This is a genomic window from Nocardioides yefusunii (genome assembly GCF_004014875.1).
Lineage (GTDB): Bacteria > Actinomycetota > Actinomycetes > Propionibacteriales > Nocardioidaceae > Nocardioides > Nocardioides yefusunii.
Window position 1 is genome coordinate 3,018,579 of sequence record NZ_CP034929.1, and the last position, 15,805, is coordinate 3,034,383.

Genomic DNA, 15,805 nt, shown 5'->3' on the forward strand with positions numbered 1-15,805 from the left:
TGTCGAGCGCGTCGTCAGCGGGTGACGACGTCGTTCCAGGCCCGCAGCCAGGTCTCGCGGTTCTCAGCGATCTCGGCAGGGCTGACGGCCAGCACCTTCTCGGGGTCCGGCTGAACGGCGTGCTTGGCCCAGTCGGCGGGCAGGGTCGCGTCGTCGGAGACCGGGAAGACGTACATCGAGTCCGGGAGGACGTCCTGGACGTCCTTGCTGAGCAGGAAATCCAGCAGCTTCTTCGCGTTCTCGGGGTGCTCGGCGCCGCGGAGGACTCCGGCGTACTCGACCTGCGCGAAGCAGGTGTCGAGCAGTGCCGCGGTGGTGCTGCGGTCGCCGTCGAGGGTGAAGGCGGGCGAGGAGTCGTAGGAGACGACGATCGGCCGGTTGCCCTTCTCCGACGCGGCGGTGAAGTCGGTGTAGTAGGCCTCGGTCCAGCCGTCGACGACCTTCGCGCCGTTGCCGAGGAGGCCGGCCCAGTACTCCTGCCAGTCGTCGCCCTGCGCGGCGATCGTGGCGAGCAGGAACGACAGACCCGGAGACGACGTGCTCGCGCCCGGCACCACGAGCAGGTCGCGGTAGGTGGGGTCGAGGAGGTCGTCGAGCGTCTTCGGGGGCTCGATCTTCTGCTTCGTGAACCAGTCGGTGTCGACGTTGACGCAGACGTTGGCCTCGTCGACGGGGACGAGACGGTCGGCACCCTCGGCGAGCGCGTACTTCTCCGCGCCCGCCGGGAGGGTGACGCCGTGAGCGGCGAACGCGCCGGCGTCGAGGACCCGGGAGGCGAAGGTGGTGTCGATCCCGAAGACGACGTCGCCTCGCGGGTTGTCGGGGTTGAGTGCGAGCTCGGTGGCGATCGACCCGGCGTCGCCTGCGGCGATCACCCGGAGCTCCAGGCCGGTGGTCGACTCGAACTCCGCGATCACGTCGTCGGGCAGTTCGAACGACTCGTGGGTGAGGAGGCTGACGACGTTCTCCTGCGGCGCGTCGCCGTCGTTGCCGCCGAGGACGCTGCACCCGCTGACGGACAGCGTGGCCGCGACGAGCGTGGCGGTGAGGGCCGCGAGACGGCCGGTGGGACGAAGGTGGGCATGCGTGCGCACGGTCATCGATGGACTCCCTATCGCCGGTGCTAACCGGATCAGGTTCGGAGGGTCTGCGGCGGTTCCGCACTCTCAGCACGCTTGGCCGACCGTTGCCGGCCGACGTGCTCCCCTGTCTGTTGCCGCACACCCTAGCCGTGGGCCTCGGGCCCGCCGGAAACGGGTTGTTCACCGGACGCGGGGAGTGTTCATGCAACCGGACCAGAGCCACAACATTGTTGAAACATCAAAGTTCAACAATTCTTTCGTCCGGTTCTCCTCCACCGGGTGCCCCCCACCGAAAGGACCCTCCCATGGCCCAGCGCGAACTCGTCTGCCCCGAAGAGATGGCCCACCTCGTCGAGCGCTTCAACTACGCCCCCGCGGTCAAGGTCGGCCAGATGGTCTACGCCGCTGGTCAGGTGGGACGCGACTCCGAGATGAACGTCATCGACTCCTCGCTCGAGGACCACATCACCGCGGCGTGGGAGAACGTCGGCAAGGTGCTGGCCGCCGCCGGCTGCGGCTACGAGGACATCGTCGAGATGACCACCTTCCACGTCGACCTGCAGGAGCAGTTGCCCACGTTCCTCGCGGTCAAGGACAAGTTCATCCCGCGTCAGGACGTTCCCCCGGCCTGGACCGCGATCGGCATCACCGAGTTGACCTTCCCCGGCCAGCTCGTCGAGATCAAGGTGATCGCCTGCGTCCCTGACGCAGCCTGAGCACGACCCGAGCAGAACCAGGGCAGAACCAGGGCCCCTGGGACGACCATGCCGGTCGCCCCGGGGGCCCTGTCGTTCGCCTTCAGCCCGAGCCCCGACACGAGAGCCTCAGGGCCCAGACCTCACGGGTGCGCCGGGTTGTTGACCACCGGGATCTGGATCTGGATCTTGCGGAACTCACTCATGTACAGCAGGACGAACTGCCGCAGGATCTCGTCGAACGCCCAGGCCATCGCCGGCATGAACGGCAGCGGCAGGATGCCTTCACGGACCGCGACGAACGGCCGCCACGCCACCTTCAGGAGCGTGTCCCAGAGCGGCTGCCGGGTGAGCTTGAGCCAGGACGCGATCTGTTCACCGAGCATGTAGCGGGTCAGGGCCTCGAGCACGCCGCGGGTCAGCAGCGTGCCGTCGATCTGCTTGCCGAGGTCGAGGAGCGCGTCGGCGAGCTTGAGACCTTCAGGAGTGGGACGCAGGATCGGGTCGAAGACGATCTTGGCCTGCGCCTCCGCGGCGGCCCAGCTCTTGGGGATGTACTCCTCCCGGAGTCCGAGCATGTAGCCGCTGACCTGCCAGGAGTGCAGGAACCCTTCGGACTCCTTGGCCGGGATCGGCACCTTCCAGTCGTTGAGCATCCGCATGACGAGGGTGGGCAGGCTGTGCCAGGTGACGAGGAGGTCGGCCTGGGAGATCGGGACGTCCTCGGGGGCACGGCCGGTCCAGGTATGCGACTGCGGCAGCAGGTACCGGACACCGGCGTGGGCCAGGCGGGTCTTGACCGCGGTCACGATCATCTCGCCGCCGGGTTTGTAGGCGTTGAGTGAACCGATGTCGTAGCCGAACTTGGCGGTCTTGGAGATGCGGTCCTTCAGGTTGTAGCCGCCCTTGGAGTAGTAGACGGCGAGGGCTTCCTGGGGAATGACGGTGCTGACCATCCCGGAGACGAACCCGTACAGAACACCCAGGTAGAGGCCGCGCTTGGTGTTGAAGGTGACGGCGTCGGCGAGCTTCTTCTCGTCCGCCCACGACGGAAGTTTGCGGGCCTTCTCGAGGAAGGCGACGAGGTCGGCGGGGAGGCCGGCTGGCAGGGGGTCGCTGTTCTTGACCCACTTCTTGAGGAGGTCGTTGACGCGTGCGACCTCACCGCGTTCGAAGAGGGCACGGACGACGGTGTCGGCCTCGTCGTCCCAGACGTGCTTGGGGTCGGTCTGGGCGGCTGTTCCGGCGTTGGCTCCGGCGAGGGATCCGGCCGGTGACCACGCCCAGGTGGGCGCGGCCATGCCGACGGTCCCGACGGCCGCTGCGGCCCCCGAGGCTCGCAGGAGATTGCGTCTGCTGAGTTCTTCCATGTGTTCCGTCCTCAAAGAGCGGTCAGGGAGCAAAGCGAGAGCGGATACGTATGCGCCTTTTCAGGACTATCAGCGGCCGAACGTGAATCGCAATGTACTTTTTTCGGAATATGCACTGTTCGGATGACCCTTTTTCATGATGAACAAGAAGATTCACTGTTCACCGAAACGCCCCCGCATCAGCGGCCGCTACGGTGTCGTCGTGGCCAGAGAGACCCGACGCAACGCCCCCGACGCACCCCCCGCCGCGGGCCGTGCCGGACGCACCCGCCCCAGCCGTGCGCATGCCGTCGTCGGGCGCGTCGTGTCCCGACCGCGACGCGGCACCACCGACCCCGACCCCGACGCGATGCTGCGCGCCTTCACCGCCCGCCACATCCGCGAGACCGCACACGGCCCCCGGCCCCTGCCCACCGGCGTCGTCCCTGGCTTCCGCCGTCGTTTCGACCTCGTCGTCGACGACTCCGCCGGCTTCCCCACCTACGTCTTCGCGCCCGCGGGACGCACCCCCACCCGCACGGTGATGCACCTGCACGGCGGCAGCTACGTCTCCGGACTCAGCCCGTTCCACCTGCTCTGGACGAGCCGGCTCGCGAACGCTCTCGACGCCCGGATCGTGCTGCCCGACTACCCGCTCGCGCCCGTGCACACCTGGCGTGACTCGCACTCCGCGCTGGTGGAGACCGCTGCCCGGTGGGCGGCACACGCGTCCCGGGTCGGCGAGCGTCCGGTCACGCTCTCGGGCGACTCCGCGGGCGGCGGCTACGCGCTCTCGATCGCCCAGGGGCTGCGCGACCACGGCGGCCCGCAGCCGGAGCGACTCCTGCTGCACGCGCCGTGGGTGGACCTGACGGTCTCCACGCCAGAGACGTACGAGGTCGCGAAGGTTGACCCGTGGCTCGACATCGACGAGGGCAACGTCCAGGCCGCATGGTGGGCCGGCGGCGACGACCTCGCGCGGTGGGAACTCTCCCCCGTCTTCGGTGACCTCACCGGGCTGCCGCGCGCGCTGCAGCTCTACGGCACCCGCGACCTGTTGATGCCCGGCTGCCGACTCCTGCAGAAGCGGGCCGACGCGGCCGGCTGGAACCTGACCTCGATCGAGGAACCGGACCTGCTGCACGTCTACTCGATCTTCCCGCCGTTCGTGCCCGAAGCACGGCGTGCGTTCACCCAGGTGCTCGACTTCCTGGCCTGAGGTTCCCGCTCGCTCCGCTCGCGCGAGGGCACGGAACGGCCACAGCCGCCCCGCCGAGGCCGTCGCACCCCTAGGCTCGGCGCCGTGCAGCTGTCCGACTGGACCACCTGGCCCGTCCTCGCCGCCGCCACCTGGGTGGTGGTGGACCTCTCCATGCGCTTCGTCGCGCTCGGGGTGATCCCGGGGCGCCGCAAACCGTCCACCGGCATGGCGTGGCTGCTGCTGGTGCTGCTCAACCCCGTCATCGGCCTGCTGGGGTTCTCGTTCTTCGGCACCAACCGGGTGGGGCGTCGTCGTCACGACAAGATCGCGCAGGTCAACGAACTCATCCGCAGCCGGACCGAGGACGTCCCCGAACCCGCCACCGCGTCACACTTCCGGCCCGCCGTGCACGGCACGGTCGCCCTGAACCGCCAGCTCGGAGCACTCCCGTTGCTGGCCGACAACACGATCCGGTTCGAGCCCGACTACACCGCCGCACTCGCCGCGATGACCCGTCGGGTCGAGGCCGCCCAGCACTACGTCGACGTCGAGTTCTACATCGCTGCCCTCGACGACGAGACCCGCCCGTTCTTCACCGCGCTGGCCGACGCCGTGCAGCGCGGCGTGACGGTGCGGTTCCTCTTCGACCACATCGGTTCACGCGGGATCCCCGGGCACGAACACATGGTGAAGTTCCTCGACGAGGCCGGCATCGACTGGCACGCGATGCTGCCGATCAAGCCACTCAAGGGGAAGTTCCGCCGCCCCGACCTGCGCAACCACCGCAAGCTCGTCGTCGTCGACGGACAGGTGGGGTTCACCGGGTCGCTCAACCTCACCGAGCCCGGCTACAACAAGCCGAAGAACCACAAGGCCGGACGGAAATGGGTCGAGCTCGTCGTCGAACTCGAGGGCCCGGCGGTCGCGTCGTTGGAGGCCGTCTTCGCCTCCGACTGGTGGGTCGAGACCGACGAGGTCCTGCACGTGCGCCACCAGGGCGCGACCGGTCAGGTGGCGGCACTCGACGGAGCAATCAGCGAGGTCACCACCCAGCTGGTGCCCTCGGGCCCGGGCTACCCCACCGACAACACACTGCGGCTGTTCACGTCACTGATGTACGCCGCCGAACGACGTCTCTCGATCACCAGCCCGTACTTCGTGCCCGACGAGTCGCTGCTCTACGCGGTGACGACGGCGGCCCAACGGGGCGTCGAGGTGGAGCTCTTCGTCTGCGAGCAGGCCGACCAGTTCATGGTGGGCCACGCCCAGGCGTCGTACTACCGCGAACTCCTGGAGGCCGGGGTCCGGATCCACCTCTACCCCAAGCCGTACGTCCTGCACTCGAAGCACTTCAGCGTCGACGACGACGTCGCGGTGATCGGCTCCTCCAACATGGATCCGCGTTCGTTCGCGCTCAACTACGAACTGTCGCTGGTGCTCTTCGACGATCGGGCCGTGACCGCGATGCGGGGCGTCGAGGACACCTACCGCGAACTGTCGCGGGAGCTGACGCTGGCGGCGTGGGAGAGCCGTCCCCGACGTCAGAAGTACCTCGACAACGTCTTCCGTCTCACCAGCGCACTGCAGTGACTCGGACCCCACCGGTTTGAGTCGTGATTTCGTCGAAATGACGACTCAAACCGGTGGGGTTCGTGGCGGAGGGGTCAGCCGAGGGTGAGTTCGAGATCCGTCACGAGCATGTCCCGGACGTCGGCCCACTTCTCGTCGCCCTCACCGCGCGCGGCAGCGGCCAGACGACGCGAGTAGGCGCCGAAGCGGCGCATCCGGGCCACCAACGCGTCGGTCGCAGCCAGCACCGCCGCCTGGTCGTCGCCGGAGTCGCCCCCGGCCCGGGTGACGGCGTCCAGGGTGGCGCGCACGAGCGCCTCGGTGCCGGGTTCGTCGTGCTCGAGGGCGTCGAGTTCACGACGGACCCGCTTGGCGTGCTCGGCTCGGCCCAGGTCGGTGATCCGCCACCCGGCCGAACCGCCGCCCCACTTGGCCAGGCCGGTCGCGGCGAGGTCGAGGAACTCCGCCTCGCAGTCCTCCGCGGGCAGGTCGCTGACGTGCGCGACGTCGTACTCAGTCGCCTCACCCAAGAGGGACATGAAGACGAGGACCTGGAGGTGAATGTCGGTGAGGTGCTGGGTCACCACCCCAAAATAACCCGTACAACCTGACCGATCAGTCGGCGAGGTCGTGCCAGTCCGCGTACGGGTCCAGCGTCTCGTGACGGTCCTCGGCGCTGCTCGGCACCCCGGCGGTGATCCGCGAGCCGTCGGCGCGCAGGCCACCGATGTGCGGCTTGTCGCCCAGCAACCCGTCGATCCGCGGCCCGTGGTCTGCCAGCGGCACCGTCGTGGTCTCTCCCGGGAGGACCTCGACAGCCTTCCCGCGCACCCACACCGTCATCGCTCGACCACCGTCGCGGACCATCAGGTCGATCGCCTCCTGACGCACCACGACGTCGAGCCGCGACCCCTTCCACGCGACGGTGAACGACAACGACGTCCAGTCCGCAGGCAGACGTGGGTCGAAGGCGAGGCGAGCTCCGTAGTCGGGCAGGTTCTCGTCCCGCACGGCGTGGTCGCGCATGCCACCGAACCCGAAGACGAGCCCGCTCCACACCCCGCCCGCGGACGCGACGTGGATCCCGTCGACGGTGTTGGAGTGCAGGTCACCGAGGTCGGTGTCGAGAGCCTTGGCGAAGTACGCCGATGCCACCTCGTGGTACCCGACCTCGGCGGCCATGATCGACTGCACGACCGCCGAGAGCGTGGAGTCGCCGGTGGTGATCGGGTCGTAGTACTCGAAGTCGGCACGCTTCTGCTCGGAGGTGAAGCGGTCGCCGTGCAGGAACAACGCCAGGACGACGTCGGCCTGCTTGAGCACCTGGAAGCGGTAGATCACCAGCGGGTGGTAGTTGAGCAGCAGTGGGCGCTTCTCCGGTGGGGTGCGGGTCAGGTCCCACACCTCGCGGTCCAGGAACGCGTCGTCCTGGGGGTGGACGCCGAGGCCTTCGTCGAACGGGATCTTCATCAACGTCGCGCAGCGTTCCCAGCTGTCCACCTCGGCGCGGGTGACACCGAGACGCTCCACCAGCATCCGGTGCCCGTCAGGGTCACTGACCCGCATCCGTCGCAGCACCCGGTAGGCGGCCTCCAGGTTGAACTGGGCCATCAGGTTGGTGAAGAGGTTGTTGTTGACCACCGTCGTGTACTCGTCGGGTCCGGTGACGGAGTGGATCTCGAAGCGTTCCTTGCCCTCGCGTCGGGAGAAGAACCCGAGGTCGTGCCACATCCGGGCGGTCTCGACGAGGATGTCGGCGCCCTCGCCACGCAGGAACTCGATGTCGCCCGAGGCGAGGACGTACTTCATCAACGCGTAGACGATGTCGCCGTTGATGTGCATCTGGGCGGTGCCGGCGGCGTAGTAGGCCGAGGCCTCCTCGCCGTTGATGGTGCGCCATGGGAAGAGGGCTCCGGACTGCGCCATCTCTGCGGCCCGATTGCGGGCAGCGGGCAGCATCGTGCGCCGGAAGTGCAGGGCGTTGCGGGCTGCGTGCGGAAGTGTGTACGTCAGGAACGGGACGACGTAGATCTCGGTGTCCCAGAAGTAGTGGCCCTCGTACCCGGAGCCGCTGACACCCTTGGCGGCGATCCCGAGGCCGTCGGCGCGAGCGGACTGCTGGACCAGCGCGAACAGGTTGAACCGGACGGCCTGCTGCATGCGGCCGGCCTGGTCGGCGTCGGCGCCGTCGGTCTGCACCCGGACGTCGGCGACGTCCCAGAAGCCGTCGAACCAGGCCCGCTGCTCGGCGTGCAGCGCCTCGACCCCGGCCTCCAGGGCCCGGTCGAGGGTGCGGTCGCACCGGTCGGCGAGCTCTCCGGCGGCGACCTCCGGAGCGGTGTGGTGGACGACGAACTTCTCGATCCGCACCGGGGCGCCCTCACGACCGGTGAACCGGAAGACGGCCTTGGCGCGGTCGTGGGAGGAACCCAGACGGAGGTCGAGGTCGTCGTCGGCGACCCCGTGGACGCGGTGTTCGGCGGCCACCGCGACCGCGACCTGGGAGGAGTGGGTGACGAAGCCGAGCGCCAGACGTCCGTCATCGTGGCCGTGGTGCGCGGGGTGCAGGACACGTCCTTCCAACGCACCGGCCTTGCGCGGGTCGGCGAGCGCCTCGACCGGCAACTCCCCGTCCTCGGGGCGGTTGACGTGGTAGTCGTCCTGTCCGTCCTGGCGGTTGAGGAGTTGGGAGGAGACGACCACCGGGGCGTCGCCGTCGAGGACGGTCACCTCCAGCGTGAGCACCGAGAGGTGGCGCTGCTCCATCGACACCATCCGGGTGGACTCCACCCGCACCCGACGCCCCGACGGGGTGCGCCACACCAACGAGCGACGCAGCAGCCCCGCCTCCATGTCGAGGACGCGGGAGAAGGTCTCGACCTCGGACTCACCGATGACGAGCGGCTCGTCATCGACGTACACCTTCATCACGGTCGCGTCGGGGGCGTTGAGGATGGTCTGACCGGTCCGGGCGAAGGCGTAGGCGGCCTCGGCGTGCTTGATCGGCCAGGTCTCGTGGAAGCCGTTGAGGAACGTCCCGGGTGCGACCGCGACGCGGCCCTCCTCGGGCGTCGCCCGGACCCCGAGGTAGCCGTTGCCGAGGGAGAAGAGGGTCTCGTCGGTGCCGAAGTGGGCCGGGTCGACGACCTCCTGGACCAGCCGCCACGGGTCGGAGCCGAACCGGTGCTCGGGGATCTCGGTGCGCATCAGGCCTCTCCCTGCTCGGAGGCAGCACGCGCGGCAGCGACGACGTCGGCCGGCAGCAGTTCGGCGAGGTCGGAGACCACCAGGTCGGCGCCGGCAGCGAACAGCACGTCGGGGCCAGCACCCCGGTCCACGCCGACGACGGCCCGGAACCCGCCCGCGGCACCGGCCTTGACCCCCGAGACGGCGTCCTCGACGACGACGCAGTCGGCCGACGGCACCCCCAGCAGCGCCGCGGCGTGCAGGAACATGTCGGGGGCAGGTTTGCCGGGCAGCCCGCGCTCCTCGGCGGTGGCGCCGGTGACGACCACTTCGAACCGGTCCGCGAGCCCGGCTGCGGCGAGCACCACGGGCGCGTTGCGCGAGGACGACACCACCGCGACCGGGGTTCCGGCATCACGCAGGGCGTCGAGCAGCAGCACCGAACCGGGGTAGGCCTGCACCCCGTCACGGGCCAGGACGGCGTTGAACGCGTCGTTCTTGCGGGCGCCGAGCCCACGCACGGTGACGTCGCCGGGGCCGTCGTCGGGAGAGCCCTCCGGGAGCGCGATCCCGCGGGTGGCGAGGAAGTCGCGGACCCCGTCGAAGCGCGCCTTGCCGTCGACGTGGGCGTGGTAGTCGGCGTCGCTCCAGGGGCGGGCGTCGACGTCGAGCGCCCCGCCGAGCCCGACGTCGTCACGCGTGAGGAACTCGTCGAACATCTCGCCCCAGGCACGCATGTGCACCTGGGCCGTGGGGGTCAACACCCCGTCGAGGTCGAACAGGAACGCACCCACCCGCAGGTTCACCGTCTGGCTCATTCCCCGACCCTAGATCGGTGCTGGTGGATGGGCGAGGGCGTTCCACGCGAGTTCACACACCTGCAACACCGTCCCTCCCCCACACCCCACCTCCGGGACGTCATAGGAATCGGGTCCTTGAGCCCTCGATCCTTATGACGTCCCGGAGATCACGGCGGCGGGACGTCATAGGAATCGCGGCTCTGGGCCCGCGATCCTGATGACGTCCGCCAGAGGTGCGACCCAGAGGTGCGACGCAGGGGGTGAGCAGGGTCCGGTCGCCACATCGGGTGCCGCAGGTCACACTGTCCCCTGGAGGGACACCCCGGACGAGCGGAGCGCACGCGTGATCGGCACCAGCAGCAGCGACAAGCACTACGACACCGTCGTGGTGGGCTCGGGCCTGGGAGGCCTGTCCACCGCCGCGTTCCTGGCCACCAACGGCCAGAAGGTGCTCGTGCTGGAGCAGAACCAGGTGGTCGGCGGCTGCTCGCAGGTGTTCCGTCGCAAGGGCAACAAGTTCGAGTTCGACGTCGGCGTCCACTACATCGGCGAGTGCGAACCGGGCGGCAAGGTCCGCACCCTGATGGGCGCCCTCGGCATCGACGACCGCATCGAGTGGTGCCGCCTCGACCCCGACGGCTTCTCCGTCATCACCACCCCCGAGGTGAGCTTCCGGGTCCCCGCCGGCTGGGACGCGTATGCCCGACGCCTGGAGGAGACCTTCCCCGACGAGGCCGCCAACGTCCGGGCCGTCGTCTCGACGTTGCGCCAGGTCGCGACCGAGATGAAGCGCGACACCCCGCGTGGCCCCCTCGGCGGCGTCCGCAAGAACCTTTCCTCGCCGTCACTGCTGCGCTGGGGCCTGCGCCCACTGGCGACGCTCTTCGACAAGTACCAGCTCTCGCAGGTGGCGCGCACGGTGATCGCGGGCGAGTGCGGCGACTACTCCGCGCCCCCGTCGAAGGCGACCGTCGGCGTGCACGCCGGGTTCCTCGACCACTACCTGATCTCGGGCGCCTGGTACCCGCACGGCGGCGGGCAGGTGATCCCGGCCCGCCTGGTCGAGGTGATCCAGGCTCACGGCGGCGAGGTCCGCACCAAGACGCTGGTGGACCGGATCATGATCGAGAAGGGCCGCGCCGTGGGCGTCACCCTGCTCGACGGCACCGAGATCCGCGCCGAGGCGGTGGTCTCCAACGCCGACCCGCAGCGCACCTACCTGGGCCTGGTGGGTCGCGAGCACCTGCCGAAGCCGCTGCTGCGCAAGGCCGAGAACTGGACGCCCGCGCTGCCGCTGGTGACGGTCTACCTCGCGCTCGACGTCGACGTCCGGGACCTGCTGTCCAACGCGACGCAGTGGATCTACCCGCACTCCGACCTCGAGGCGTTCTACACCGAGGCCTACGAGGGCCGGATCGGTGAGCAGGTGCCGGTCTTCATGACCTCGGGCACCCTCAAGGACCCCACCTCGACCCACACCGCGCCGGCCGGTTTCTCGACGCTGGAACTGGTGACGATCGCGCCGCCGCAGTACTACGCGTGGTCCCTGCGCGCCGGTGGCCCGCACGCGGGTGAGAAGTACTCCCGCCATCCCGAGTACCTGGAGCTGAAGGAACGCATCACCCAGGCCGTCATCGACACCGCCTGCCTGGTGGTGCCGGACCTGCGCGAGCACCTGGTGCACGTGGAGGCCTCCACCCCGATCACCCAGGAACGTTTCACCCTGGCCACCCACGGCACGGTCTACGGCCTGGAGATGACGTGGGACCAGATCGGTCCGTTCCGTCCCGACGTCACCTCGCCGGTCCCCGGACTGTTCCTGGCCGGCGCCGGCACCAAGCACATGCACGGGATCGTCTCCACCCTCAACGGTGGCGCCGGTACGGCAGGCGCGGTGCTGGGCCGCGACCTGTTCGCCGAGATGGCTGACGGGCGGCGGTACGGGCGGCCCGAGGTCCTGCCCGTCGACGGCCCCGATTGGGATCCGCTGGTGGTCTCCAAGCCGGGATCGGTGGTGCGTCGGGACACGCGTCCCGACCGTCACCCGGTGAGGTGAAACGGCCACGCCGGTCTGCGCCTGCGACCTAGAGTTCTGCCTGCGGGTCCGGCTGTACGGGGCCCCGCCCAGGTGCAGCTCAACGACGAGGCAGGACCACCCCCACATGCGCGCGACGGCTCTGGTGATGACCACCGGGGGGACGGGTCCGTACCTGTGCCCGGCGGCCGACGACGAACTCGGCCATCTGCTGCGCGGGCCCTACGACTCGTTCGAGCTGATCGACGGTCTCCTCGCGCACGTCAACCCGCGCGCCTCGGCCTTGAAGTGGGCGATCAACATCGACGCCCACGAGTTCATGTACGCCCTGCGGATGCGGCCGGTGCCGGTGCTGCACGGCCCGGTGGTGGTGACCGCGGTCGACGGCGGGGAGCGCTGCGACCTGACGCCGGGCACCGTCGACCTCGCCCGACGCACCTTGTCCCCGCAGGACCATGTCCTGCCCACGGCCGACGCCCCGCTCCCGCGCCTGCACGCCGCCGTGCAGGCCGACGACCACGAGTCGGTGCGTGAACTGCTGCGGGAGTTCCCCGACGGGCGGTTCGAGGTGCGCGAGGCCTACGGCTGGTTCCCGCACTCCTTCGGCCTCCCGAAGGGTCCGTTCGCCTCACCGACGGTGGAGGTGAGCGACCTCCCGGGGCTGGCCGAACTGGTGGAACAGGTCGACGAGCAGACGATCGTCACCCGTCGAGTACACGGTGCCGACGACCTGGACGATCCGTGGCGGGCGCTGGTCAGCCGTCTCGGGGTCCATCTGGCCGACGCCACGCACCGGGCGGAGGAAGGCCGCACCGTCGTCTCCCTGACCTACCTCGACCCCGTCTCGGGCTGCCCCCGTGACACCGGACGTCCGACGTTGATCCTGGCCACCTACGACTCCGGCCTGGTGCAGTCCGAGCTGAGCAGCAACGACCAGGTGCTGCCGGAGCTGCGTCCCGGCCAGCTCGCGCAACGTCGTCTGGTCCGTCACGGCTGGCAGCTCGCCGACGCCGGCGAGGCCCACGTCCTGCTCGGTGACCTCAGTGGCCTGTCGCGGCACGTCGACCGTTCGGTCGAAGCGTTGCGCACCACGTTCGGCGTCGCGACGCCGGAGCACCTGGCGATCACCCTGCACGTGGGGGGACGTTCGGTGCGCGCCTCCGACCGGCTCGCGCTACTGTCCTCGGCGCGTCCGGCACTGCTCGAACCCGTCCGCCGCTGACGGATTGTGAGCGACACACGTCCGTCTGGACAGGCCTTCAGGCGATGCCACCCCCAAGCGGGGTGTGATCCGAGTCCCGTTGTTGCACGAATGTTTCCAAAACCGCCTCGCGGAAGTGACGGGGCGACCCTTTGCGGTCAAAATGAATCGGGTGACCACGACGCAGGGACCGTCGCAGCGCGAAGAAGCGCATGCGCTCATCTGTCGACTCCTCCCCGAACGCCTCCAGCGACTGCACCGCGCCAGCGGACTGCCGGTCGTCTTCGGTGGCGCCATCCGCTGGGACGGCACCGGCGCACGCCTGGTGATCAGCCGTCTCGTCGGAGCCCAGGGTGACGGACTCGACGGGCTCGTCATCGAGCCCGGACGTGGCCTCGGTGGCCGCGTCATCAAGGAGGGCACGGAGGCGCGCGTCGACCTCTACGCCGACAACGACGAGATCACCCACGACTTCGACTCCGTGATCGTCGACCAGGAACGACTGACGTCCTTGGTCGCCGTCCCGGTGATGGTCCAGGGCCTCGTCCAGGGCGTCCTCTACGGCGGTAACCGCGACAACGAGCCCGTCAGCATGCGTGCGATCCGCTCCGCGCACACCGTGGCACGTGGCTTGCAGCGCGACGTCGAGAAGTCGCTGCGCGGCGAACCCGCACCCGCCGGACCCAACCCGCGTGCCGCACTGGCCGACCTCGCGCGCCTGATCGCCGAGACCCCGGACCCCGCGATGCGGATGCGCCTCAACCGGATCCACGCCGACCTCGGCGGCTCGCTGCCGCCGCAGCGTCCCGACTTCGCCGAGCTCACCCCGCGTGAGATCGACGTCCTGCGGATCGTCGGTTTCGGTGCCACCAACGTCGAGGTCGCGGCCGAGCTCGGGCTCAGCCCCGAGACGGTCAAGGCCTACCTGCGTTCGACGATGCGCAAGCTCGGTGCCTCCAACCGCACCATCGCAGCCCGCACCGCCGTCCAGTGGGGCCTGCTCGACAAGTGACCTGACGCAGGAGGCCGCACCGGGATGACCCGGTGCGGCCTTTTTGCTACCGTCGACAGCGGTGCCGCCACCGGCGCCCCGGACGAGGCGAGCCGTACCCGGACAGCGACAAGACGGCCACCGAAGAGGTGAAGCGTCATGGCTTGGATCGTTCTCGTGATCTCCGGAGTCCTGGAAGCCGTGTGGGCCACGGCCCTGGGCCGCTCCGAAGGGTTCAGCAAACTCGGCCCGAGCGTCGTCTTCGGCGTCGCGATCCTGGCCTCGATGGCCGGACTGGCCTACGCGATGCGCACCCTGCCCATCGGGACGGCGTACGCAGTGTGGGTGGGGATCGGTGCGTCTCTGACGGTGACCTGGGCGATGGCCACCGGCGACGAGACCGTGAGTCTGCTCAAGATCGCCCTGATCGTGGGTCTGATCGGCTGCGTCATCGGCCTCAAGCTGGCTCACTGAAGACGTTTCGGGTGTCGCGAACAGGACACGAGCAATCCCTGCATTCCGTCCACGAATGACGGCGAACGGTGACAAAATCGCTCGTGTGACGAAATCCGAGACCTCCCGCCGTCAACTGTTGCGTGCAGCAGCCTGGACCATGCCCGCCGTGACCGTGGCCGCGACGGCCCCCGCGTTCGCGACCTCCACCGTTCCTTCGGCCGGGCAGGCGAAGGTTGCCTTCACCCCCTCGAGCACCGACCCGCACGAGGCCGGCGAGATCACCGTCACCAACCCCAGCGCCGAGGACCTCACCGTCACGCTCAACTTCAGCCCGGTGCCGGACGAGGACACCCCGTCCTCGCTGATGTCCTACTCGGGCTTCGAAGGGTTCACCCAGGTCTCCACCAGCACCGAGTTCCTGCTGCGTGGCACCATCCGTGCAGGCCAGAGCACCAACGGCTGGTGCTGGTGGCGTGAGGAGGCGGGGCGTCAGGCCGTCACCACCGTGACCGCGACCATCGAGGGCAGCGATGGCACGGCGACCCCGGCGCCACTGAAGATCACCATCGGCGAACCCGCCTGAGACTGCTCCAGCAGCAGTGACCTGAGGCGTCAGAACCCTTCGAGGCCCTCGAGCGAGTCGGGGACCTGGAAGTCGGCGAGCGCCTTCTCGATGTCGTCCTCGGACTCGGCCTTGAGCAGACCGTCGGGGTCGCGGCGGACCGGGAGCTTGTCGAGGGCGACCTCGACGAGCGCAACCGTCATCGCGACCGCAGCCTTGCGGCGCAGCTTGCCGCCGGCGTCACCGATGACCTGCTCGACGGTCGCGGTGACCTGCTCACGCGTGAAGGTGGCCTTGGTGTTGGCGGCGACCTCGACGTCGGGCAGCGCGATCAGGACCGGCAGCAGCTGGCTGCCCAGGCCCTCGAGCAGCTGGTAGCGCTCGAACTTGTCCATCGTGCTCCACAGGACCTCGACGTCGACCTTGCCCTTGCGCACGTCCTTGCGAGACGAGAGGACCGACTTGGCGGCGCCGTGCAGGGCCTGGGTGAGTTCGTGCTCGGTGAAACGCATGGGTCCATTGTCACCCATCCTCGACGTCCTCGCCTGCTGTGCGTCGGCGATGTGCGTCGGGGATGTAAAACCCCGGTTCGTCTGTGTGAACTCCGTGTGAGATCCCTTCCGCCGGGGCCATGGGGGACGGAAGGTGGGATCGCGACTTCCCTGCCCGTCTCCAGGA

The 15,805-nt window shown here is 69.2% G+C and carries 14 protein-coding genes and 2 riboswitches; of the genes, 8 read left to right on the plus strand and 6 right to left on the minus strand.

Translation table 11 applies throughout. The features are described 5' to 3' along the window. Positions 1–14: 14 nt before the first annotated feature. Positions 15–1,100, minus strand: a complete 1,086-nt coding sequence (locus tag EOV43_RS13910) for a thiamine ABC transporter substrate-binding protein (RefSeq protein ID WP_128221825.1) — start codon at positions 1,098–1,100, stop codon at positions 15–17. Then, positions 1,092–1,218: riboswitch (TPP riboswitch) on the minus strand. (Overlaps the previous gene by 9 nt.) 169 nt (positions 1,219–1,387) lie before the next feature. Between EOV43_RS13910 and EOV43_RS13915 the strand changes: the two genes are divergently transcribed. After that, entirely contained in the window at positions 1,388–1,798 is a 411-nt protein-coding gene (locus EOV43_RS13915; protein WP_128221826.1) for a RidA family protein, read from the plus strand. Between the two features lie 122 nt (positions 1,799–1,920). Here the strand turns inward: EOV43_RS13915 and EOV43_RS13920 are convergent, their stop codons facing one another. Then, entirely contained in the window at positions 1,921–3,147 is a 1,227-nt protein-coding gene (locus EOV43_RS13920; protein ID WP_128221827.1) for an oxygenase MpaB family protein, read from the minus strand. Positions 3,148–3,349: 202 nt separating this feature from the next. Here EOV43_RS13920 and EOV43_RS13925 point away from each other — a divergent pair, with 202 nt between their 5' ends. Beyond that, entirely contained in the window at positions 3,350–4,345 is a 996-nt protein-coding gene (locus EOV43_RS13925) for an alpha/beta hydrolase (RefSeq protein WP_164878661.1), read from the plus strand. 84 nt (positions 4,346–4,429) lie between these two features. Then, a complete protein-coding gene (gene cls, locus EOV43_RS13930; RefSeq protein ID WP_239022139.1) occupies positions 4,430–5,917 on the plus strand; it encodes a cardiolipin synthase in 1,488 nt (495 codons plus the stop codon). 74 nt (positions 5,918–5,991) lie between these two features. Here cls and EOV43_RS13935 read toward each other — a convergent pair whose 3' ends face one another. The 3 genes from EOV43_RS13935 to EOV43_RS13945 are packed head-to-tail and all read right to left on the minus strand — an operon-like array spanning position 5,992 to position 9,900. Continuing rightward, positions 5,992–6,480, minus strand: a complete 489-nt coding sequence (locus EOV43_RS13935; protein ID WP_128221829.1) for a hypothetical protein — start codon at positions 6,478–6,480, stop codon at positions 5,992–5,994. A gap of 31 nt (positions 6,481–6,511) precedes the next feature. Beyond that, positions 6,512–9,103, minus strand: coding sequence for a glycoside hydrolase family 65 protein (locus EOV43_RS13940; protein ID WP_128221830.1), 2,592 nt, complete (start codon positions 9,101–9,103; stop codon positions 6,512–6,514). Further along, complete coding sequence (locus tag EOV43_RS13945; RefSeq protein WP_128221831.1) at positions 9,103–9,900, minus strand: HAD family hydrolase; 798 nt, start codon at positions 9,898–9,900, stop codon at positions 9,103–9,105. The genes EOV43_RS13940 and EOV43_RS13945 overlap by 1 nt, the downstream gene beginning before the upstream one ends. A 325-nt stretch (positions 9,901–10,225) precedes the next feature. Here EOV43_RS13945 and EOV43_RS13950 point away from each other — a divergent pair, with 325 nt between their 5' ends. From EOV43_RS13950 to EOV43_RS13970, 5 genes are all read left to right on the plus strand, one after another. After that, positions 10,226–11,938, plus strand: coding sequence for a phytoene desaturase family protein (locus EOV43_RS13950; RefSeq protein ID WP_239022140.1), 1,713 nt, complete (start codon positions 10,226–10,228; stop codon positions 11,936–11,938). Positions 11,939–12,044: 106 nt separating this feature from the next. Continuing rightward, positions 12,045–13,139 carry a TY-Chap domain-containing protein gene (locus EOV43_RS13955; protein ID WP_128221833.1) on the plus strand — a complete coding sequence of 365 codons (1,095 nt, stop codon included), beginning with the start codon at positions 12,045–12,047 and terminating at the stop codon, positions 13,137–13,139. Positions 13,140–13,290: 151 nt separating this feature from the next. Beyond that, positions 13,291–14,130: a helix-turn-helix transcriptional regulator gene (locus EOV43_RS13960; protein WP_164878660.1), complete on the plus strand. Its 840-nt coding sequence runs from the start codon at positions 13,291–13,293 to the stop codon at positions 14,128–14,130. A 57-nt stretch (positions 14,131–14,187) separates the two neighbouring features. After that, a riboswitch (guanidine-III (ykkC-III) riboswitch) is annotated at positions 14,188–14,252 on the plus strand. Between the two features lie 16 nt (positions 14,253–14,268). Continuing rightward, positions 14,269–14,583 (plus strand): DMT family transporter, encoded by a 315-nt coding sequence (locus tag EOV43_RS13965; protein WP_128221835.1) that lies wholly within the window; start codon positions 14,269–14,271, stop codon positions 14,581–14,583. 85 nt (positions 14,584–14,668) lie between these two features. Then, the gene (locus tag EOV43_RS13970) at positions 14,669–15,148 is read left to right on the plus strand and encodes a hypothetical protein (protein WP_128221836.1); all 480 of its coding nucleotides are present in this window, start codon (positions 14,669–14,671) and stop codon (positions 15,146–15,148) included. A 29-nt stretch (positions 15,149–15,177) separates the two neighbouring features. On the opposite strand, the gene EOV43_RS13975 is transcribed toward EOV43_RS13970, so the two are convergent. Beyond that, positions 15,178–15,639: a hypothetical protein gene (locus tag EOV43_RS13975; protein WP_206611335.1), complete on the minus strand. Its 462-nt coding sequence runs from the start codon at positions 15,637–15,639 to the stop codon at positions 15,178–15,180. Positions 15,640–15,805 lie beyond the last annotated feature (166 nt).

Coding starts and splice junctions, on each gene's coding strand:
- EOV43_RS13920 (WP_128221827.1), bottom strand. CDS start 3,147: ATGGAAGAACTCAGCAGACGCAATCTCCTGCGAGCCTCGGGGGCCGCA.
- EOV43_RS13910 (WP_128221825.1), bottom strand. CDS start 1,100: ATGACCGTGCGCACGCATGCCCACCTTCGTCCCACCGGCCGTCTCGCG.
- EOV43_RS13955 (WP_128221833.1), top strand. CDS start 12,045: ATGCGCGCGACGGCTCTGGTGATGACCACCGGGGGGACGGGTCCGTAC.
- EOV43_RS13945 (WP_128221831.1), bottom strand. CDS start 9,900: ATGAGCCAGACGGTGAACCTGCGGGTGGGTGCGTTCCTGTTCGACCTC.
- EOV43_RS13975 (WP_206611335.1), bottom strand. CDS start 15,639: ATGCGTTTCACCGAGCACGAACTCACCCAGGCCCTGCACGGCGCCGCC.
- EOV43_RS13940 (WP_128221830.1), bottom strand. CDS start 9,103: ATGCGCACCGAGATCCCCGAGCACCGGTTCGGCTCCGACCCGTGGCGG.
- EOV43_RS13915 (WP_128221826.1), top strand. CDS start 1,388: ATGGCCCAGCGCGAACTCGTCTGCCCCGAAGAGATGGCCCACCTCGTC.
- EOV43_RS13965 (WP_128221835.1), top strand. CDS start 14,269: ATGGCTTGGATCGTTCTCGTGATCTCCGGAGTCCTGGAAGCCGTGTGG.